The organism is Duganella sp. CF402 (assembly GCF_900109645.1).
Lineage (GTDB): Bacteria > Pseudomonadota > Gammaproteobacteria > Burkholderiales > Burkholderiaceae_D > Rugamonas.
Genome location: NZ_FOBG01000003.1, coordinates 370,074 through 390,856 on the forward strand (window position 1 = coordinate 370,074; position 20,783 = coordinate 390,856).

Sequence of the window (20,783 nt, forward strand, 5' to 3'; positions counted from 1 at the left end):
CACCAAACCGTGCATAGAAGCACTTGGTAACCACTCATTGTACAATAGCTTAAAAAGATTCCCGCCTAAAACTGTTGCTTTTCCCCCAATCCCCATGTCTAAACTCTGGCAAGCCCGCTTCTTCACGACCGTAAACCAACTGCGCGAACTCCCTGACACCCAAGTGCCGGAGATCGCCTTTGCGGGTCGTTCCAATGCCGGCAAATCGACCGCCATCAATATTTTGTGCAATCAGAAGGGCCTCGCCTTCGCGTCCAAGACGCCGGGCCGTACCCAGCACATCAACTTCTTCTCGATCGGCGGCGCCCACGTGGCGCAGCACCGCAAGGATCCCACCATCGTCGAGGAAATTCAGGCCCTGCTGGTCGACTTGCCTGGCTACGGCTATGCGGAAGTGTCCGGTTCGGCCAAGCTGCACTGGCAGCGCCTGCTGGGCGACTACGTGCAGCGCCGCGACCAGCTGGCCGCGCTGATCCTGATCATGGACTCGCGCCGCCCGTTCACTGAGCTGGACGTGCAGATGCTGGAATGGTTCGCCCCGACCGGCAAGCCTATCCATTGCATCCTGACCAAGGTTGACAAACTGAACCGCGAAGAATCGATCACCGTGCTGCGCAAGGCCAAGGCCAAGCTGGAGAGCTACGTGGACGAGGAGGGCGAAGGTTTCCCGTTCACCGTGCAGCTGTTCTCGGCCGTCAAGCGCGTCGGCATCGACGAAGCCAACGACAAAATCCTCGAACTGGCCGGCCTTTTAGATAACGACTTGGAAGAAAGCGATAGTGATGAGTAAAGTAGCAGCGCAATTCCCCGCCATCCGCATGCGCCGCATGCGCCGTGACCCGTTCTCGCGCGCCCTGATGCGCGAAAACGTGGTGACCGCAGCGGACCTGATCTACCCGGTGTTCATCCTCGAAGGCACGCACCAGCGCGAAGCGGTCGGTTCGATGCCGGGAGTGGAACGGGTGTCGGTGGACCTGCTGCTGAAGGTAGCGGAGGAATGCGTGGCACTGGGCATCCCGGTGCTGGCGCTGTTCCCGGTCATCGACGCATCGAAGAAAACCCCGGACGGCATTGAAGCCACCAATCCGGAAGGCCTGGTGCCGCGCGCCGTGCGCACGCTGAAGCAAGCCTTCCCCGAGCTGGGCATCCTGACCGATATCGCGCTCGATCCGTACACCAGCCACGGCCAGGACGGCCTGATCGACGACAACGGCTACGTCATCAACGACATCACCACCGACATGCTGATCCGCCAGGCGCTTTGCCACGCGGAAGCGGGCGCGGACGTGGTGGCGCCGTCGGACATGATGGATGGGCGCATCGGCGCCATCCGCGCAGCGCTGGAAGAGGCTGGCTACATCCACACCCGCATCATGGCCTACTCGGCCAAGTACGCATCGGCCTTCTACGGCCCGTTCCGCGACGCGGTGGGCTCGGCGGCCAACCTCGGCAAGGGCGACAAGAACCAGTACCAGATGGACCCGGCCAACAGCGACGAAGCGCTGCGCGAAGTCGGTCTCGATCTGGCCGAAGGTGCGGACATGGTGATGGTCAAGCCGGGCATGCCCTACCTCGACATCGTGCGCCGCGTCAAAGATGAATTCAAGGTGCCGACCTTCGCCTACCAGGTCAGCGGCGAGTACGCCATGATCAAGGCCGCCGCGCAAAACGGCTGGCTGGACCACGACAAGGTGATGATGGAATCGATGATGGCCTTCAAGCGCGCCGGCGCCGATGGCGTCCTCACCTACTTCGCGCTGGACATAGCGCGCAAGCTGAAGAAATAAAAAACGGGGCAGTTAAAACTGCCCCGTTTTTTTTACCGCTTCAGCGGGTTGTAGTAGTCGGGGAAGACTTCCCGCATCAGGAATTCAAACAGCTGCTTCTCGTCTTCCTTGCGCGCGCTCAGCGGTACGGTGCGGCCCAGGCGGTGCGATTCGAAATCGAAGTCGCCCGGCTTCTCGCTGCGGATGATCTTGATCATTTCCTTGATCGTCGCCGTTTCAATATCCTGCTCGGCGCCGCGCTCGACATTCACCTGCTTCAGCCAGTTGCGCTTGAAGTTGGAATTAAAGCCGCGGAACTTGATGGTCGCGCTGTTGAAGCTGACCTTGCGGATATCAAACAGCCCACCGGTTTCATCCGCCGTGGCCGCATTGTTGGCACGCGCGATGTTGGCGGTGGCGATGCGCTTGGCGCGGTCGGCTTCGCTCTCGGCCGGCGGCGCTGGCTGCGGCTGCGGATTCTGCGCTTCACGCGCGGCTCGCCGCTTGGCAATCATTTCCGACATGTCCTGCTCGGGCGGCGGCGTCATGGTGGCCTGCACCGGCGGCACGTAGGTTTCCAGTTTTTCACGCTGCGCCACCGGCGTCTGCTTCGAGACGGCAGTCTGCTTGCGGATCGGCTGCGGCTTGGGTTTGGGCGTGTCCGGCTTGGGCGTCGGCTTGACCGATTTCTTGGGATCCAGCGGCGCGATATAGACCATCTGGCCGCCCTTGACCGACGGCGGCTTCATCGGCATGTGCGTCGGCGACAGCAGGTAGTACAGCACGCCCAGCAAGTGCAGCGCGATGGAGATGCCAATGCCGATGCGCTTGTTCTTGTTCTGGCGTTCCCACGTGGCAAAGCCATCCTGCGCCGTCGGCAGGCGCTGGCCGCAAGTCTCGCAATATTCGGAATGCGCGGAGAGGATGTGGGAATCGTGGTGCAAGATGCAAACCTTGTGGAACGCAGAAGTCGTCAAAATGGGGCCATAGTGCCAGAGTCCCGCTCTTTTGGGAACCGCCGCAGGATAGCCACTTTACAAGTTTCGCCTCTTCACGGGTGTTACTGTGTGTATCAATCGCTTTACAAAGTGCTATGGGAGCCGGCCGATGTCACACTCCGCCGGCGCGTCCTGCGGGACCGATTATCGCCGATTTTGGCCAACAGCATGGCAACGCAGCGCTCGGCATCCAGCACCTGCCGGGAGCGCATCTGCGGCCGTGGCAGGGCGTAGGTGTAGTAGTGCGCCCCCTCGACCGGATAGCCCAGCGCCCACACATTGGGCAAGGCCGCGCCCTGCCCGTCCAGCGGGTGGCCGGCGCGGTCGATGTCGATGCCGCCGGGATGGAAAACGCCGTTGTAATACGGCCGCGACAGGCCGCGTTTTAACATATTACGGATAAGTAAGGATGTGTCGGTTTCGGGGAAAAACGGGTCCAATCTTGCGATTACGACCACATCCAGCGGATGTTTTGCCACGCCATCCGCGAATTTGGTGCTGAGCACATAGGTCGAGTCGTTTTCATCGATCTCGACACGGCTGCCGGGACCGGACTGGATGGCAATCACGCCGGCGTCCAGCAGCGCCAGCAATTCCTCGTTGCGGCGCAGCGGCGGCCCGAACGCGGCGCGGTTGATGGCCGGGTGGTAGACGTTGAGGAATTTGCGGTGCGAGGCCGGCGTCAGGCCGCCGTGCTCGATGGCCGCCTGCAGGGTGGCGCGGACGTCACGCAGCACGTCGGTGGCGGCCTTGGCCGGACTGGCAAGATTGCCTTTGCGCGCTTCGGTCAGATCAGTTTGCAGCCAGTCGCGGAAATAGCGGCGGAAGCCGTCCAGCCCGGCGAACTGCCGGCCCTGCAGCGGGAACAGCAGCTCGGCGAACAGGCTGTCGTCATCGATGGCGGCGGCGCCCGGCGTGGCGCGGTAGACCTCGCCCATTTCGCGCTTGAGCAGCGGCAGCAGTTCGCGGTCGAAATCCAGCTGGCTGCTACCGCGCGCGATCAGGGCCTGGCGACGCAGCATGTCGACCGCGTCCGGCGTGAAGTGGCGCGGCTGGTGGCGGCCATCCAGCCCTTTCTGATTGATGCCGCGTGCTGCGTACGGCAGGCAGTTGCGCGAGCACAGCGTCAGCCTGGGCTCTCGGCCGGAAGCCATATAGCGCAAGCCGCCCTCGCCTGCGACGAATTCGCCGCCTCGCCCCACGGTCAGCTCGGCGATGACGTCGTGCGCGCTCAGGCCCAGTCCCTGGATCGCCACCCGCGCATCGGCGCTGATGCGGGTCAGCTGTTCCACCGGGTAGACGTGGCGCACGAAGGCCAGCTTGCTGTTGTAGCGCGCGTGGTCTTGCGCGAACTTGGCCAGCCATGCGTCGAGGTCGCTGGGCAGGTTGCCGCCGTGGCCGGTTGTCAGGAACACGTAATCGCTGAGCACGATATAGCCGTTGTCCAGCTCGATCACGCAGCTGTGGTCGGGCTGCTGGCGCAGATCGACCGCGCGCAGCCGGTGATGGGTGAGCGTTACGCCGGCCGGCAGCGCCGCCACGATCTGCTGGCAGACCCAGCCCAGGTATTCGCCCAGCAGGCTGCGCGGCAGATAGTCGCCGTCGGTGATGTCGTAGCCGCCGCTGCCACCGATTCGGAAGTAGCGCTCGCCCACGCGCCGATAGCCCTGCTGCCGCGCCCATGCCGTCAGCGAGGGCGTGGCGCACACCGGCGGGTGCTGCACGGCGCCCGACGCGGGAAACATGGTGACCTGGCTGGCCAGGGTGTTGATCAGCAGATGCGGCGGCTGGCGCGCGCCATGTACGCCAGCCCCGCATTCGCCGGGATCGATGAGGATGATGTCGAGCAGGAGTTGGCGCGCCGCAGCGGCAGCCGCCAGACGCTCAAGCACGCTGAGCCCGCGCGGGCCCATGCCGATGATGGTGACACTGGTGCGTTTCATCTGATCGCCTCTTTATCGTGGACAACTTGCCCATGATAAAGAGACCACATCAGATCAACTTGTTACCGCTCAATGCTTGTTCACGGCTTTCAGCGGCACGGGCTGCACGTGATCGTGCGGGACCACTGGAATGGCCTTGTCGGCGGCGATTTCAGCGTCCAGCATCGGGCCGGTGCCGCTGTATTTATCGAGCAACAGGTAGATCACCGGGGTGATGTACAGGGTGATGACTTGCGAGAAGATCAAGCCACCGACCACGGCCAGGCCCAGCGGCTGGCGCAGTTCGGCGCCGGCGCCCAGGCCCAGCGCGATCGGCAAGGCGCCCATCAACGCCGCCATCGTGGTCATCATGATCGGGCGGAAGCGCAGGATGCAGGCCTCGTGGATGGCCTTCTCCGGCGACATGCCCTGGTTGCGCTGGGCGTCCAGCGCGAAGTCGATCATCATGATGGCGTTCTTTTTCACGATACCGATCAGCATCAGGATGCCGATGATGGCGATCATGGTCAGGTCCAGGTTGAACAGGCGCAGCGTGATCAGCGCGCCCACCGCCGCCGACGGCAGGCCGGCCAGGATGGTCAACGGGTGGATGTAGCTCTCGTACAGCACGCCCAGCAGCACGTAGATCACGCCCAGCGCGGCGAGAATGAGGATCAGCTGGCTGCCCTGCGAACTCTGGAACACCGCCGCATCGCCGCCATAGTTGGTGATGATCGATGGCGGCAGGTGCATGTCGGCGGCCCATGCATCGATCTTGCCGGTGGCCACACCCAGCGGCACGTCCGGCGCCAGGTTGAACGACAGCGTGATCGCTTGCAGCTGGCCCTGGTGGTTGACGGCGGTCGGGCCAATGGTGCGCTCGACGGTGGCAAAGCTGGACAGCTGCACCAGCTGGCCGGTCTTGTTGCGCACCGAAATCTTGGTCAGGGCGCTGTCGAACTGGCGGTCGGCGTCGGCCGCTTCCAGGATCACGTAGTAGCTGGCGGCCGGCGAGTAGATGGTCGAGACCTGACGCTCACCAAACGCAAGGTACAGCGCGGTGCGGATGTCGCCGATCGCCACGCCGAGGTTGTTGGCCTTGTCGCGGTCGATCTTGAGCGACGCTTGCAGGCCCTTGTTCTGCGAATCGCTGGTGACGTCGCGGAAGTCCGGGTCGGCGCGCATGCGCTCCATGTATTTGTCGGCCCACTCGTTGAGCGCGCCGGGGCTCACCGATTGCAGCGTGTACTGGTAGCGCGACTTGGACTGGCGTCCGCCCAGCTGCAAGTTCTGCACCGGGCTCAGGTAGACGGAGATGCCCGGCACTTGCTTGGTGGCCTTGCGCAGGCTGTCCAGCACTTGCGGCATCTTGGCGCGCTGGTTGCGCGGCTTGAGCACCAGGAACATGCGGCCGGTGTTGCCACCGCCGACGAAGGAGGTCACGTCCTGCACGTTGGGGTCGGCCTTGATGACGGCGGCGACTTTCTCTTGCAGGTCCATCAGCGCGGCCGAGGAAATGTCTTCCGAGGCTTCCGTGTTGACGCGGATCTGGCCCAGGTCTTCCTCCGGGAAGAAGCCTTTCGGGATGGTGATGTACAGCACCGCCGTCAGCGCGAAGGTGCCCAGCGCGGCGACCAGCACGATGTAGCGATGCGCCAGCGCCACGTCCAGCGTGCGGCTGTAGAAATTGCGCAGCGCGCCGAAGCCGGCCTCGAACCAGCGGCCGAGGAAGTTGCTCTTGTCGTGCTCGGGATCGATGGCGTCGGCCGGCAACAGGCGGCTGGCCAGCATCGGCACCAGCATCAGCGACACCGCCGCCGATACCAGCACCGACAGCGCGACGACCACGGCGAACTCATGGAACATCAGACCGATCACGCCCGGCATGAAGAAGATCGGGATGAACACCGCCACCAGCGAGACGGAGATCGAGATGATGGTGAAGCCCATTTCTTTCGCGCCCACCAGCGACGCTTCCAGCGGCCGCTTGCCCATCTCGATATGGCGCACGATATTTTCCAGTACCACGATGGCGTCATCGACCACCAGGCCCACGGCCAAGGTGATGCCGAGCAGGGAGACGTTGTCCAGCGAGTAGCCAAACGCGTACAGCAGCGCCAGTGCACCGAGCAGCGAGATCGGCATGGTGATGGCCGGGATAAACGTGGCAGCGGCGCGGCGCAGGAACAGGAAGATCACCATCACCACCAGGCCGATGGTCAGCAGCAGGGTCAGGTTGACGTCGTGGATCGCTTCGCGGATCGACACCGAGCGGTCGTTCACGAGGTTGATGTTGATCGAGGCCGGCAGCTGCGCCTTGAACTGCGGCAGCAGGCGGCGCACGCCGTCCACCACTTGCACGGTGTTGGCATCCGGCTGGCGCTGCACCAGCAGCACAATGGAGCGCTCACCGTTGTAGCTGCCGGCCGCCTTGGTCGACTGGAAGCTGTCCTGCACGTCGGCCACGTCCTTCAGGCGCACCGGCTCGCCGTTGCGCATGGCGATGATCAGGTTGGCGTAGTCGGAGGCCTTCATCAGCTGGGCGTTGCCGGTGATGGTCAGCGTTTGCGACGGGCCGTCGAGGATGCCGAGCGGGGTGTTGGCGTTGGCCGACTTGATCGCTTGCTGCAGCTCGTCGAGCGTCAGGTTACGCGCGTTCATCAGGTCCGACTTGGCGCGAATGCGCACGGCAAAGCGCTTCTGGCCATTGACCGATACCTGCGCCACGCCCGGCAGCGTCGACAGCGACGGTGCGATCAGGTTTTCTGCGTAGTCGTTCAGCTCGGACAGCGTCAGCGACGGCGAGTTCATGGTCATGAACAGCACCGGCGCATCGGCCGGATTGACCTTGCGATACGACGGCAGGTCGGTCATTTCGATCGGCAGCTGGCGTTGCGCGCGCAGCAGCGCCGCCTGCACATCGACCGCCGCTTCGTTGACGTTGATGCTTGGATCAAACTCCAGCGTCAGCGAGGAATTGCCCAGCGTATTGGTCGAGGTAATCAGCGCCAGCCCGGCGATGGTGGAGAACTGCTTTTCCAGCGGCAGCGCCACCGAGGACGCCATTGTTTCCGGCGAAGCGCCCGGCAAGTCGGCCGAGACGTTAATTACCGGCGTGTTGTAGCTCGGCAGGGCCGCCACCGGGATGTAGAAGTAGGACAGCACGCCGGCCAGGATCAGGGTGGCCGACAACAGCACCACCATCACCGGACGACGAATGCACAACTCGGAAAGGTTCATCGCTTAGCCTTTCTGCTTGGGACTATCGGACGCGATACGCACTTTGCCGCCCGGCCGCAGGTTCTGCTTGCCGTCGACAATCACTTGTTCGTTGCCATCCAGTCCGGTCACAGCGGCGTTTTCGCCAAACGCGTACAGGCGCTTGATATTGACCACCTTGGCGGATTGGTCCTTGTCCACCGCGTACACAAAAGTGCCACGGGTGTTGCTAATGATAGCGTTTTGCGGGATCACCGTCGCATCTTTTATCACGTGGGAAACCAGTTTGGTGTTGACGTACTGGCCCGGCCACAGGGTGGTGTCCTTGTTGTCGAACTGGGCTTTCACGCGGATCACGCCGGCGACCGGGTCGACCGTGTTGTCGATGAAGCTGAGCTTGCCGTTGACTTCCTTGGCCGGGTTTTCCAGCTGGACGGTCACCGGCACCGCGCCCTGCTGCTGCGCCGCCATCAGGCCCGACAGCGCCGTTTCCGGCAGCGTGAACGAGACCGTGATCGGATCGAGCTGGGTGACGGTGGCGAGCAAAGTGGTCATTTGCACCAGGCTGCCCGGATAAACGTTGATGGCGCCGACGCGGCCGTTCATTGGCGCGCGGATCGCGGTGTAGCTGGCGTCCACGCCGGCCGAGCGGGCGGCGGCGATATCGGCTTGCAGCAGCGCGCGGGCCGAGTCGACCTGGCTTTTCAGGGTGTCGACCGCGCCTTGGGCGATGAATTTTTTCTCCAGCAGTTCCTGGGCGCGCTTGTACTGGCGCTCGTAGTCGGCCAGCGAGGCGCGGTCGCGCTCGACCTGGGCTGCCGCCTTGTCCATGTTGGCGCGTTCGGTACGGTCGTCGAGCGTGAACATCAGCTCGCCGGATTTCACAAACTGCCCTTCCTTGATGTGCACCTTGGCGATGGTGCTGGTGGTTTGCGGATGCAGGTCCACGGTGCTGATCGGCGTCACGGTGCCGTTCGCTTGCAGCACCACCGGCACATCCTGCTTCACCGGCGCCACGATGCGCACGGTGGTCGGGCCTTGCTGGCCGCCGTTCATGGGTTTGCCGGCGGCAGGCGCGGCCTCGTGGTGCGTCATGGCCCACACGCCACCACCGATCACGACGATCGCGCCAACCACGAATGCTAAGGAAGATTTTTTCATTTTAATAATATTTATGATGTCGAAAAATATCGCCGCCTTGATAAGGCGAAATATTGTCGCACAGTATCTATGAGAAAAACTGCACCAGTATTACCGCCGGGAGGTTTTTTTCTGCCTGAATGTTAGTTAATTGCCGGCGTAGTACTCGGGCACCACCAAGGTCACTTCCAGCCCGCCGTCCTTGTGGTTGGACAGAGTGACATTGGCGCCATGCTGTTCGGCGATGTTGCGGGCGATGGTCAGCCCCAGGCCGGTGCCGCCGGACTCGCGCGAACGCGAAGTCTCGATGCGGTAAAACGGTTCAAACACGCGCGCCATCTGGTCGGCGGCAATGCCGGGGCCGCCGTCGCGGATGCGGATGCGCGCCGCGCCGGCCAGCCGTTCCACCGTGACGTTGGCGTAGTGGCCGTATTTGACGGCGTTGTCGATCAGGTTGACCAGGCAGCGGCGGATCGCCATCGGCCGGCCCATCAGCGCCATCGCCGCGCGGCCGCGCAGTTCGACTTGCTGGCCGACGTCGGTGGCGTCGCTGCAGACGCTGTCGAGCAGCGCGTCCAGATCCAGCGCCTGCATGGTTTCGGTGGAGTCCATGCTGCGCGCCAGGTCCAGCCCTTCCTTGACCATTTGCTGCATGGCCGACAGGTCGTCGATCAGGCGCTGCTGCAGTTCCGGGTCGCTGACCTTTTCCAGCCGCAGGCGCAGGCGTGTGAGCGGCGTTTGCAGGTCGTGGGTGATGGCGGCCAGCATCTGGGTGCGCTGGGTGATGTGCTGGCGGATGCGCGCCTGCATGGCGTTGAAGGCCGCGCTGGCCTGGCGGATTTCCGAGGCGCCGCTCAGGGCCACCGGCGGGTGGTTGATGTCGTTGCCCAGATCCTTGGCCGCTTGCGCCAGGCGCTTGAGCGGCTTGATGGTCATGCGCGCCACCAGGTAGGCCAGGAAGGCAATGCTGAGCAGGAACGGCAGCAGCGACAGCAGTTCGCTGTGCGGCGAGGCCGGCGGCTGGCGCGGCGGCAGCACGGACAGCTTGAGGATCTGGCCGTCGTGCAGCGTGACGTTCATGGTTTCGCAGGTGCCGCGCCACTGGGTCGGCGCAAAGATGCTGCTGGCCTGGCGCGGCTGGTCGCAGGCGATCGGATGCTCGGCCAGCGGGCCCAGCTTGTAGCGCTCGCCGAGGCGTTGCTGCAGCGAGGTCGAGAATTCAGTCGGCGGCAGAGCTTGCGCTTGCGCCATGTCGCTCATTTCCAGCCGCACGGTGCCACGGCTGGCGGCCACCAGGAAGGTCGGCCGCGCGCTTTCCGGCATCACGTCGGCGGTGGTGATGAGCTGCTCGGCTCGTTCCAGTGCGTGGAAGTCGCGGTAGCGTTCCAGCGCGCGCGTGCGTTCATTCACGGCCAGCCATTGGGTCAGCGCCGCCGAGGCGACGATGCCGAACAGCAGGACCAGGAACACACGCCCGGTCATCGAACCGAGGAAAGCTCTCACGCTTGCGGCTCCACGGTGACTTGGCCGGCCAGCACGTAGCCGCCGTTGCGGACGGTCTTGATGATCTGCGGCATGCGCGCGTCTTCGCCCAGCTTCTGGCGCAGGCGGCTGATCTGGATGTCGATCGAGCGGTCGAATGGATCGGCGTCGCGGCCTTGGGTCAGGTTGAGCAGCTGGTCGCGGTTGAGCACGCGGTTCGGATGCTCGAGGAAGACCTTGAGCAGGCGGAATTCTGCGCCCGACAACATGATCACGATGCCGTCCGGATTGAGCAGGTGGCGCGCGGTCAGGTCCAGCGTCCAGCCGGAGAATTTCATTTGCTGCGCCTTGTCGACGCCGGCGCCGGTCGGCATGGCGTTGCTGCGGCGCAGGACGCTGCGGATGCGGGCCAGCAGTTCGCGCGGCTCGAACGGTTTCGGCAGGTAGTCGTCGGCGCCCATTTCCAGGCCGAGGATGCGGTCCAGCGGCTCGTTGCGGGCGGTCAGCATGATTACCGGCAGGGTCGAGTGGGCGCGCAGCTTGCGGCACAGGGTCAGGCCGTCGTCGCCGGGCAGGTTGAGATCGAGCACCACCAGCTCGGGCCGGCCTTCGTCCAACAGCTTCCACATGGCGGTGCCGTCGGCGGCACACAGGGCGCGGTAGCCATTCGATTCGAGGTAGTCGGCGAGCAGAGTGCGGATATCGCGATCGTCGTCAACGATCAGAATTGTAGATGTCGGTTCCATGCGCTCATTATCCATGCAAGGCCATGAACCTATTGTATCGTCTTGTATATGGCCGTAGAAGCTTATCGCAGGCGAAACATCTGGATACAAAAACTTCGGCGGGAGCAACGTAAGAGCAACCTTGGGCGACGAAGATGGTCACAAGCGCAGAACACTGCGATGACCAAATTCTCAACGATGGAGGAACGACCATGAATACCTTACGCAAAAGCATCCTGATCGGTTTTACAGTACTGGGCATGGCAGCCGCCCAGGCGCAAGAAGCCAAACCGATGGCCAGGCAGCACGACGCCCACCCGACCAAGGAGCAAGTGCAGGCCAAGATGGCCGACATGTACGCCAAGCGCCAGGCGCGCATGCATGATTTGCTGAAGCTGACCGCGCAGCAGGAATCGGCATGGGCCAGCTATCAGGCCGCGATCAAGCCGGCCGCGTTTGACGGCCAGCGCCCGGAGCACAAGCCGTTCAACAAGCTGAGCTCGCCGGAACGCCTGACCCTGGCGCTGGATATGACCAAGAAGCATGAAGCGGCGCTGGAAACCCGCCTGAAAGCGGTGACCGCGTTCTACGCCCAGCTGAATCCGGCGCAGCAGACGCTGTTCGATGAGCACAGCTTCGGCGGCGAGCGCGATGGTTTCCGTGGCCGTCGCGGCCATGATGGTCATCGCGGCCATCACGGCGGCTGGGGCCATGAAGGCGGCCCGCGCCACGAAGGCTGATTAGTTTAGTGCGGACAGGGATGCGGTGAATTTCGCCGCATCCTGGAAGCCGATCACGCGGGCGTTGGCGATTTCCTTGCCCTGCTTGTCGAACAGGATGATGCCCGGCGGGCCGAACAGGCCGAAGCGTTTCAGCATGGCTTTGTCGTCGGCATCGTTGGCGGTGACGTCAACTTGCAGCAGCACGCTGTTGGCCAGCTTGGCGCGCACTTGCGGATCGACGAAGGTCAGCTTTTCCATTTCCTTGCAGGACACGCACCAGTCGGCGTAGAAGTCCAGCATGGCGGTCTTGCCGCCGGTTTGGGCCAGCACGGCGTCCAGCTGCTGCACGGTCTTGATGCGCTGGAAGGCCAGCGGCGCTTCATGCGCAGCCTTGCCGCCGGCGAGGTGCGCCAATGGCGCCAGCGGATCACGGCCGCCACTGACCACGCCCACCAGTTGCGCCACGCCCAGCACGGCGACGATCACGGCAACCGATTTGGCCACCCACTGGCCGGAGTTCAGCAGCAAATACATGCCGTAGCCGACGAACAGCGCGGCCCAGCCCATCATCTGCACCGCGCCCGGCAGCACCGGCGACACCAGCCACCAGCCGACGGCCAGCATCAACACGCCGAAGAAGCGCTTCACGGAATCCATCCACATGCCGGCTTTCGGCAGCAATGCGCCGGCCGAGACGCCGACCAGGATCAGCGGCACGCTCATGCCGACCGCCATCGCGAACAGCGCGCTGCCGCCGATGATGACGTCGCGCGATTGGCTGATGTAGACCAGCGCGGCCGCCAGCGGTGCGGCCACGCAAGGGCCTACGATCAGCGCCGAAATCGCGCCCATGACGAAGACGCCGGCCAGCTTGCCGGAGCTCTGGCGGTTGGAGACGGTGCTCAGTTTGGATTGCAGCGCGGCAGGCACTTGCAGTTCATAGAAGCCGAACATGGACAGCGACAGCAGCGCCATCAGCAAGGCGAAGGCGCCCAGCACCCACGGGTTTTGCAGCGCGCTGGCGAGGCCTTCGCCAGCCAGGCCGGCTGCCACGCCAAGCGCGGTGTAGACCAGCGCCATGCCGAGTGCGTAGGTGACCGACAGCAAGAGGCCACGGCTGCGGCTCGATTGCGCGCCTTCGCCCACGATGATCGAGGACAGGATAGGCACCATTGGCAGCACGCATGGCGTGAACGACAGGCCCAGGCCGAGCAGCGCGAACAGCGGCAGGATAACCAGCAGTTTGCCGGATTTCAGAGCGGCTTCCAGGCGGCCGGACTCGTTGACGGGCGCGGTCGTCGGCGCAGCGGCCGGAGCCGGCTGCGGAATGTCGGTGGCGGTTGGCTTCGGCACGGTGTAGATCTTGACGCCCGGCGCGGCAGCGGCCGCCTTGGCGCCGTCGACGCCAAAGCTAACCGCGCCTTGCCCTGCCACCGCTGCAGCCGGAGCAGCAGACGTCGTGGCGGTGCTCGGTGCCGCGTCTGGCAACGGCACCGAGCCGCTACCGGTCAGCGATGCCTTGTAATCCTGCGGCGCGTAGCACAAGCCCTTCTCCGAGCAGCCCTGCCCGCTCGCCAGCAGCGTGAACGCGCCGTTCACCTCCACCGGAATGGTGATGGTCAGGCCCTTGCGATAGGTCTCCACATCCTTGGCAAACGTCTCATCGTAGTGCACCTTGCCCGGCGGGATTTGCGGCGCGCCCAGCTTGGCGCCCTGCGCGCTGAACTTGAAGCGCTCGCGGTACATGTAGTAGCCGTCCGCAATCTGGAAAGTCACCGCGACGGTATGCCCATCCACCATGCGCGCTGAAAACTTGAACGCCTCGGACGGATCAAGAAAATCCTCAGCGCGCGCAGGCTGCAGCACAAGCATGAAGAGCGCCAGCAGCGGCGCGAACAGGCGGACAAAACGGGCAAATCGGGACATGAAAATCTTCTCTCAGGAATGTCTGGTCATTGGAGCAACAGGCATAGTACACCGAGCGCGTTTTTCCCGCCTGAGCACGGCCTTAAAAGCTTGATTTATGCGAAACTCGGCCCTTTCTCACCTCGGAGCAAGCTCATGCCCTCTTTCCGTCCCCTTCTGCTGTCCGCGCTCGCCCTGAGCGCCCTGCCCGCGCTGGCGCAAGCACCGGCCAAGGCGTTGAATGCCGTGTCGGCCAAGGACCTGCTGGAACACATCAAAACCCTCGCCTCCGACGAGTTTGAAGGCCGCGCACCCGGCACCGCCGGCGAAACCAAAACCGTGGCCTATATCGAGCAGGAATTCAAGAAGCTGGGCCTGAAGCCGGGCAATCCGGACGGCAGCTGGGTGCAAGCCGTGCCGATGCGCGGCCAGAAGCCGACGCCGAGCTTCAACTACACCATCGGCGGTAAAACCGCGGCGCTGAATTTCCCGACCGACTATGTCGCCCATTCGACCAGCCAGCCGGCCACGGTCAACGTCAACAACTCGGAGATCGTGTTTGTCGGCTATGGCGTGCAGGCGCCGGAATACGGCTGGGACGATTACAAAGGCGTCGACGTGCGCGGCAAAACCATCCTGATGCTGATTAACGACCCGGCGATTGCCGATCCGGCCAACCCGGCCGAACTGGATCCGGCCATGTTCAAGGGCAAGGCCATGACTTACTACGGCCGCTGGACCTACAAATATGAAATCGCCGCCAAGCTGGGCGCGGCAGCCGCCATTATCATTCATGAAACAAAACCGGCCGCCTATCCGTGGGACGTGGTGCGCAGCGGCGGCGTGGCCGAGCACTTCGACCTGCTGCACGCCGGCGACGATCCGGACGCGCCAACCGTGCCGGGCTGGATCCAGCTGGACCAGGCCAAGGCCATGATGAACGCCGCCGGCTACGATTTCGACACCCTGAAAAAGCAGGCGCTGACCAAGGACTTCCGCCCGGTCAGCCTGAAAGGCACGGCGGATTTCAAAGTCGAGAATATCGCCCGCACCGTCAATTCGAAAAACGTGGTGGCGAAAATCGAAGGCAGCGATCCCAAGCTGAAAAACGAATATGTGATTTACAGCGCGCACTGGGATCATCTGGGCGTCGATCTGGGCAGCAAAAAGATTTATTACGGCGCGCTGGATAATGCATCCGGCGTAGCGGCGTTAATGGAACTGGCGAAAGCTTATAAAGCCCTGCCGAAAGCGCCTAAACGCTCGATTCTGTTTATCGCCACCACGGCGGAAGAAAAAGGCCTGCTTGGTGCGAAATATTATGCCGCGCATCCGCTCTACCCGCTCAAGCAAACCGTCGCCAATATTAATATCGATGGCATCAATGCATGGGGCAAAACTGCGCAAATTGAAAACGTAACTTCCGGCCATTCCAGCATCGATGGCTTACTGGACAAATACGCCAAGTCGCAAGGCCGTTTGATGGAAAAGGATTCTCGCTCGGAATTGGGTAGTTTCTACCGTGCTGACCAACTGGAATTCGCCCGCGCTGGCGTGCCGGTTTTATATACCAAGGCCCGTAGCCGCTATCTGGATAAACCAGAGAATTACGCGCGTGAAGTCGTGGATAATTATTTCACCCACGATTACCACCAGCCGACCGACAGTTTCCATAGCGACTGGGATTTCAGTGGCGGCGTGCAGGATATCCAGCTGCTGTTCCAGGTTGGGCTGGATATTGCCCAAGGCGTGACGCCAACATGGAACGCCGGCTCCGAGTTCAGGGCCGCCGGCGACCGCCGTTTGAAGTAAGTCAGACTCAAAAATAGCTAGTACATGCCAATTTTTAGCATGCTACGGCACGGCGTTCCGCAGTCACCACGCGGGACGCCCTCTTGCGCCACCAGATAATCACGCCGGTCACGCTCAGCATCGCCACCACCACGCCCATGAAGGAAATCAGGATGCGGCCCGGCAGTCCGAGGATGCGGCCGGAGTGCAGCGGGAATTGCGCCTGCACGAAGATATCCGCCGCAGTGCCTTTCCACGGCAAACGCTCGCCCAGCAGCTTGCCATCGGCGCCGTCGAAATATAAATAGGCCGGACCGACGCCGCCAGCGCCGTGGTCATCGCCCGGTTTATAGAAACTGACGCCGTAGACATTAAATGCGTTGGTATAAAACACGCTGCCCACCGGTTCCGGCCATGCGCGCTGCGCCGCTTCACGTGCGGCGGTCTGGATGATGGCTGGATATTCAACCGCTGGCGTAAATGGTTTGTGAATATCCGCCATCGGACGGGTATCAAATGGCGTCGGCGTGACTTTCGATATCTTGCTCATTACCGGATAGAACACTTCACTGTATAAATTCAGCGAGAACGCGGTAAAGGCAAGAATAAACAATAATATCCAAGTCCATAAACTGAATGCGCGATGCAAATCGAAATTCAATTTATTGCCGCCGCCATTCCAGCGGATTTTCCAGGCAGGTTTCCAGCGTTGCAGCCACGGTTTGGATGCGCTTTGGCGGCGCAATGGCAGCGTGAGATAAAAACCGACGAAACTATCGATTACCCAGATAATTGCAATACCGCCCATCAGCCAGATACCCCAGCGGTCGATACCCCACATTTCCGGAATATGCAGGGTGTAGTGCAGGCGATATAAAAAGGAAACAAACGTCTCCTTGGTAATCGGCCATACCGCGCCCCATTCGCGCTTGCCCAACTCCTCGCCGCTGACCGGATCGACAAATACCTGGTTAAAGCCTGGCTCGTACAATTTCTGCGAGGCCGGGTTCACGCGCGGCGACACGCCAAAGGCGATCGACTCGCCCGGCTCCGGCTGCAGCGGAATGTAGGACACCAGGATCTGCGGATAGCGCGCCTCCAGCTGCCGCGCCAGGGCCAGCACCGGCTGCGGCGAGCCTGGCGTGTGGGCCTCCATCAGGTGCGGGTTGAGCAGGTCGTCCAGCTCGTGATCCCACGAAATGACGGCGCCGGTGATGCCGCTGATGAACAAAAATCCGGCAGTGATCAGGCCAAGGTATCGGTGTACCAGAGTCCAAAAGGCGCGCATGGCAATTCTTTCGCTAAGTCAGACAAAACATGAATGATAACGATTCTCATTCCAATGTCAAACCAAAGGCGAAAAAAAAGCCAGGCTAGGCCTGGCTTTTCAGTACTGCGGGACGACCGGCTGATTACTCAGCGGTTGGTGCGTCTTCTACAGCGGTGACTTCTGGACGGTCCAGCAGCTCAACGTAAGCCATTGGAGCGTTGTCGCCAACGCGGAAACCCATTTTCAGGATGCGCAGGTAGCCGCCGTTACGTGCAGCGTAACGTGGGCCCAGTTCCGAGAACAGTTTGCCTACGATTTCGCGGTCGCGCAGACGGGCGAATGCCAGACGCTTGTTAGCCAGGGTGTCGGTCTTGCCCAGGGTCAGGATAGGCTCAACAACGCGGCGCAGCTCTTTAGCCTTTGGCAGCGTGGTTTTGATGGCTTCATGACGCAGCAGCGATACGGTCATGTTGCGCAGCATAGCCAGACGGTGGGACGAGGTACGGTTCAGTTTACGGAGGCCGTGACGGTGACGCATGGTACTTCCTTTCGATGTTTATATCCGAGTTCTTCGATCGCTCAACATGAGCGCGGACCGGTTTTTAGTGATGAACGCCCGGCACAACATGTGCCGGGCGGGTGCTACAAATGCTAATCAGTTGGCAACAGGGCAGAACATCGCTACGCGATGTCCAGCACTGTCGTCCAATCTGTTATTTTTCCAGACCAGCAGGCGGCCAGTTTTCCAGCTTCATGCCCAGGGTCAGACCACGGGAAGCCAGGACTTCCTTGATCTCGTTCAGCGACTTGCGGCCCAGGTTCGGGGTCTTCAGCAGTTCGTTTTCCGAACGCTGGATCAGGTCGCCGATGTAGTAGATGTTTTCTGCTTTCAGGCAGTTGGCCGAACGCACGGTCAGTTCCAGGTCGTCCACTGGACGCAGCAGGATCGGATCGACCAGCGGAGCGCGCGAAGGTGCTTCTGCAGCAGCTTCGGTGCCTTCCAGGGCAGCGAACACGTTCAGTTGATCAACCAGCACGCGCGCCGATTGACGGATCGCTTCTTCCGGCGAGATCACGCCGTTGGTTTCGATGTTGATGATCAGCTTGTCCAGGTCGGTACGCTGTTCGACACGGGCCGACTCAACGTAGTACGACACACGGCGCACTGGCGAGAACGACGCGTCCAGAATGATGCGGCCGATGGTTTTGTTGGTGTCTTCCGACAGACGACGCACGTTACCTGGTACATAGCCACGGCCTTTTTCGACCTTGATCTGCATGTCCAGTTTGCCGCCGGCGGTCAGGTGAGCGATCACGTGGTCCGGGTTGATCAGTTCCACGTCGTGTGGCAGATCGATGTCCGAAGCCAGCACGGCGCCTTCGCCTTCTTTTTTCAGGGTCAGGGTGACGGAGTCACGGTTGTGCACTTTGAACACAACGCCCTTCAGGTTCAGCAGCAGGTCAACCACGTCTTCTTGCACACCGTCCAGCGACGAGTACTCGTGCACAACACCGGCGATGGTGACTTCGGTCGGCGCGTAGCCGATCATCGAGGACAGCAGTACGCGACGCAGCGCGTTGCCCAGGGTGTGGCCGTAGCCGCGTTCGAATGGTTCCATCACGACTTTAGCGTGACCGGCGCCCAGTGCTTCTACATCGATAATACGTGGTTTCAACAGGCTGTTTTGCATGAAATGTCCTCTTCAATACCCTCGGCGCGTTAGGCCGATAAGGCTGATGGCATTAGTGAAAACGCCCGCTTCGAGAAGCGGGCGGGCTTACGACAAATTGGGCCCCGGCCTGCGCCGGGGTGACGACTATGTCGTCAATTAACGCGAGTACAGTTCGACGATCAGCGATTCGTTGACGTCGTTAGCGATCTCATTGCGCTCTGGCAGGGACTTGAAGGTGCCTTCCATTTTCTTGGCATCAACCGACACCCAAGCTGGCATGCCAACTTGTTCAGCCAGCGACAGCGCTTCAACGATACGCACTTGTTTCTTGGCTTTTTCGCGCACAGCGATGACGTCGCCGACTTTAACCGAGTACGAAGCGATGTTCACAACGTTGCCGTTCACGGTGAAGGCTTTGTGCGATACCAGCTGACGTGCTTCAGCGCGGGTCGAGCCGAAGCCCATACGGTACGCTACGTTGTCCAGACGGGCTTCCAGCAGCTTCAGCAGGGTTTCGCCGGTGTTGCCTTTGCGGCGGTCGGCTTCTGCGAAGTAGCGACGGAACTGACGTTCCAGCACGCCGTACATACGTTTAACTTTTTGCTTTTCGCGCAGCTGGTTGCCGTAGTCCGAGGTACGGGCGCCCGACTTAACGCCGTGCTGACCTGGTTTTACGTCCAGTTTGCATTTGCTGTCCAGCGAGCGACGGGCGCTTTTCAGGAACAGATCAGTGCCTTCACGGCGGGAGAGTTTGGCTTTTGGTCCGATGTAACGTGCCACGATGCTTCCTTTGTTTAAATGATGACGTTCCAATCCACGCGGATTGAACGCTAGTCTGGTCTGCGTATGAGCCAGACGTGGCTAAAGTCTGCTGGCAAGCCAACAGACGACAATAGCCGGGCAGTATAGCTGTTACCAGCTTCCTGCACCAGCTTTATTGTGTAACAGCTAGGCCAGCAATGCTGGCCAGGCCATTAGATACGACGACGCTTTGGAGGGCGGCAGCCGTTGTGTGGAACTGGCGTCACGTCCTGGATCTCGGTGATCTTGATGCCCAGGTTGTTCAGTGCACGCACAGCCGATTCACGGCCTGGGCCTGGGCCCTTGATGCGCACTTCCAGGTTCTTCACGCCGCATTCGATCGCGACTTTACCAGCGGCTTCAGCAGCAACCTGCGCTGCGAACGGGGTCGATTTACGCGAACCCTTGAAGCCAGCACCACCGGAGGTCGCCCACGACAGCGCGTTGCCCTGACGGTCGGTGATGGTGATGATGGTGTTGTTGAAGGAAGCGTGAACGTGTGCGATACCTTCCGCAACGTTCTTCTTGACCTTCTTGCGTACGCGAGCTGCTGCTGCGCTGCTTTGTTGCTTAGCCATGTGATTTCCCTAGATTATTTCTTGAGCGATTGAGCGGCTTTGCGCGGGCCCTTGCGGGTACGTGCATTGGTGCGGGTGCGTTGACCGCGGACCGGCAGGCCCTTACGGTGACGCATACCGCGGTAGCAACCCAAGTCCATCAAACGCTTGATGTTCATGGACAGTTCGCGACGCAGATCGCCTTCGACGATGAATTTTGCTACTTCATCGCGCAGCTTTTCCAGTTCGCTGTCGTCCAGGTCTTTGACCTTTTTATTGGTCGCAATACCGGTCTGCGCGCAGATGAACTTCGCGCGTGGACGGCCTACACCGTAGATGGCGGTCAAGCCGATAACGGTGTGCTGATGATTTGGGATATTAACCCCTGCAATACGTGCCATTCGTTATTCCTCGATAAATAACGGTTATTAACCTTGACGCTGCTTGTGACGTGGTTCGACGCAGATTACGCGAACAACGCCCTTGCGCTTGATGATCTTGCAGTTGCGGCAGATCCGCTTGACTGAGGCGTTAACTTTCATGTTGAACTCTCTTCTAAGGTTCGATTATCTAAAATTACTTGGTCCGGAACACAATGCGGGCGCGGGACAGGTCGTAAGGTGTCAGTTCGACCGTCACCTTATCGCCAGGCAGGATGCGGATATAGTTCATCCGCATTTTACCTGAAATATGTCCCAGCACCACGTGCCCGTTTTCCAGCTTTACTCGAAATGTTGCATTAGGGAGATTTTCTAAGATCTCACCCTGCATCTGTATGACGTCGTCTTTTGCCATTCGGTGTATGTGAAACC

At 61.4% G+C, this 20,783-nt stretch carries 19 protein-coding genes; 4 read left to right on the top strand and 15 right to left on the bottom strand.

Features of this window, described 5'->3' with window-relative positions; translation table 11 throughout:
• The first annotated feature begins 94 nt into the window (after nucleotides 1-94).
• Both yihA and hemB read left to right on the top strand, forming a co-directional pair.
• Nucleotides 95-790, top strand: coding sequence for a ribosome biogenesis GTP-binding protein YihA/YsxC (gene yihA, locus BMZ70_RS23680; protein ID WP_092280128.1), 696 nt, complete (start codon nucleotides 95-97; stop codon nucleotides 788-790).
• The gene (hemB, locus tag BMZ70_RS23685; RefSeq protein WP_092280130.1) at nucleotides 783-1,787 is read left to right on the top strand and encodes a porphobilinogen synthase; all 1,005 of its coding nucleotides are present in this window, start codon (nucleotides 783-785) and stop codon (nucleotides 1,785-1,787) included. The genes yihA and hemB overlap by 8 nt, the downstream gene beginning before the upstream one ends.
• A gap of 32 nt (nucleotides 1,788-1,819) precedes the next feature.
• On the opposite strand, the gene BMZ70_RS23690 is transcribed toward hemB, so the two are convergent.
• From BMZ70_RS23690 to BMZ70_RS23715, 6 genes are all read right to left on the bottom strand, one after another.
• Nucleotides 1,820-2,710, bottom strand: a complete 891-nt coding sequence (locus BMZ70_RS23690) for a hypothetical protein (protein WP_092280132.1) — start codon at nucleotides 2,708-2,710, stop codon at nucleotides 1,820-1,822.
• Between the two features lie 137 nt (nucleotides 2,711-2,847).
• Nucleotides 2,848-4,707, bottom strand: a complete 1,860-nt coding sequence (locus BMZ70_RS23695; protein WP_092280134.1) for an FAD/NAD(P)-binding protein — start codon at nucleotides 4,705-4,707, stop codon at nucleotides 2,848-2,850.
• A 69-nt stretch (nucleotides 4,708-4,776) separates the two neighbouring features.
• Complete coding sequence (locus BMZ70_RS23700; protein WP_092280136.1) at nucleotides 4,777-7,926, bottom strand: efflux RND transporter permease subunit; 3,150 nt, start codon at nucleotides 7,924-7,926, stop codon at nucleotides 4,777-4,779.
• A 3-nt stretch (nucleotides 7,927-7,929) separates the two neighbouring features.
• Nucleotides 7,930-9,066 (bottom strand): efflux RND transporter periplasmic adaptor subunit, encoded by a 1,137-nt coding sequence (locus BMZ70_RS23705; protein ID WP_092280138.1) that lies wholly within the window; start codon nucleotides 9,064-9,066, stop codon nucleotides 7,930-7,932.
• Between the two features lie 126 nt (nucleotides 9,067-9,192).
• Nucleotides 9,193-10,548: an ATP-binding protein gene (locus BMZ70_RS23710; RefSeq protein WP_165403583.1), complete on the bottom strand. Its 1,356-nt coding sequence runs from the start codon at nucleotides 10,546-10,548 to the stop codon at nucleotides 9,193-9,195.
• Nucleotides 10,545-11,273 (bottom strand): response regulator, encoded by a 729-nt coding sequence (locus BMZ70_RS23715; protein ID WP_092280142.1) that lies wholly within the window; start codon nucleotides 11,271-11,273, stop codon nucleotides 10,545-10,547. Before BMZ70_RS23715 ends, BMZ70_RS23710 begins: the two co-directional genes overlap by 4 nt.
• Before the next feature lie 191 nt (nucleotides 11,274-11,464).
• Here BMZ70_RS23715 and BMZ70_RS23720 point away from each other — a divergent pair, with 191 nt between their 5' ends.
• On the top strand, nucleotides 11,465-11,992 hold the full coding sequence (locus BMZ70_RS23720) for a Spy/CpxP family protein refolding chaperone (protein WP_092280144.1): 528 nt from the start codon (nucleotides 11,465-11,467) through the stop codon (nucleotides 11,990-11,992).
• On the opposite strand, the gene dsbD is transcribed toward BMZ70_RS23720, so the two are convergent.
• Nucleotides 11,993-13,900, bottom strand: coding sequence for a protein-disulfide reductase DsbD (gene dsbD / locus BMZ70_RS23725; protein WP_092280146.1), 1,908 nt, complete (start codon nucleotides 13,898-13,900; stop codon nucleotides 11,993-11,995).
• A 135-nt stretch (nucleotides 13,901-14,035) separates the two neighbouring features.
• Here dsbD and BMZ70_RS23730 point away from each other — a divergent pair, with 135 nt between their 5' ends.
• Nucleotides 14,036-15,691 (top strand): M20/M25/M40 family metallo-hydrolase, encoded by a 1,656-nt coding sequence (locus BMZ70_RS23730; protein ID WP_092280148.1) that lies wholly within the window; start codon nucleotides 14,036-14,038, stop codon nucleotides 15,689-15,691.
• Nucleotides 15,692-15,725: 34 nt separating this feature from the next.
• Here BMZ70_RS23730 and BMZ70_RS23735 read toward each other — a convergent pair whose 3' ends face one another.
• From BMZ70_RS23735 to infA, 8 genes are all read right to left on the bottom strand, one after another.
• Nucleotides 15,726-16,958: a PepSY-associated TM helix domain-containing protein gene (locus tag BMZ70_RS23735; RefSeq protein WP_092280150.1), complete on the bottom strand. Its 1,233-nt coding sequence runs from the start codon at nucleotides 16,956-16,958 to the stop codon at nucleotides 15,726-15,728.
• Nucleotides 16,959-17,082: 124 nt separating this feature from the next.
• Nucleotides 17,083-17,478, bottom strand: coding sequence for a 50S ribosomal protein L17 (gene rplQ / locus BMZ70_RS23740; RefSeq protein ID WP_072786830.1), 396 nt, complete (start codon nucleotides 17,476-17,478; stop codon nucleotides 17,083-17,085).
• Between the two features lie 175 nt (nucleotides 17,479-17,653).
• A complete protein-coding gene (locus BMZ70_RS23745) occupies nucleotides 17,654-18,631 on the bottom strand; it encodes a DNA-directed RNA polymerase subunit alpha (protein ID WP_092280152.1) in 978 nt (325 codons plus the stop codon).
• A 138-nt stretch (nucleotides 18,632-18,769) separates the two neighbouring features.
• Nucleotides 18,770-19,393 carry a 30S ribosomal protein S4 gene (rpsD, locus tag BMZ70_RS23750; RefSeq protein ID WP_092280154.1) on the bottom strand — a complete coding sequence of 208 codons (624 nt, stop codon included), beginning with the start codon at nucleotides 19,391-19,393 and terminating at the stop codon, nucleotides 18,770-18,772.
• Between the two features lie 194 nt (nucleotides 19,394-19,587).
• Nucleotides 19,588-19,992: a 30S ribosomal protein S11 gene (rpsK, locus tag BMZ70_RS23755; RefSeq protein ID WP_072786827.1), complete on the bottom strand. Its 405-nt coding sequence runs from the start codon at nucleotides 19,990-19,992 to the stop codon at nucleotides 19,588-19,590.
• Between the two features lie 14 nt (nucleotides 19,993-20,006).
• The gene (rpsM, locus tag BMZ70_RS23760) at nucleotides 20,007-20,372 is read right to left on the bottom strand and encodes a 30S ribosomal protein S13 (protein ID WP_072786826.1); all 366 of its coding nucleotides are present in this window, start codon (nucleotides 20,370-20,372) and stop codon (nucleotides 20,007-20,009) included.
• Between the two features lie 27 nt (nucleotides 20,373-20,399).
• A complete protein-coding gene (gene rpmJ / locus BMZ70_RS23765) occupies nucleotides 20,400-20,513 on the bottom strand; it encodes a 50S ribosomal protein L36 (protein WP_005663407.1) in 114 nt (37 codons plus the stop codon).
• A 34-nt stretch (nucleotides 20,514-20,547) separates the two neighbouring features.
• Nucleotides 20,548-20,766 (bottom strand): translation initiation factor IF-1, encoded by a 219-nt coding sequence (gene infA, locus BMZ70_RS23770; RefSeq protein ID WP_005663428.1) that lies wholly within the window; start codon nucleotides 20,764-20,766, stop codon nucleotides 20,548-20,550.
• Nucleotides 20,767-20,783 lie beyond the last annotated feature (17 nt).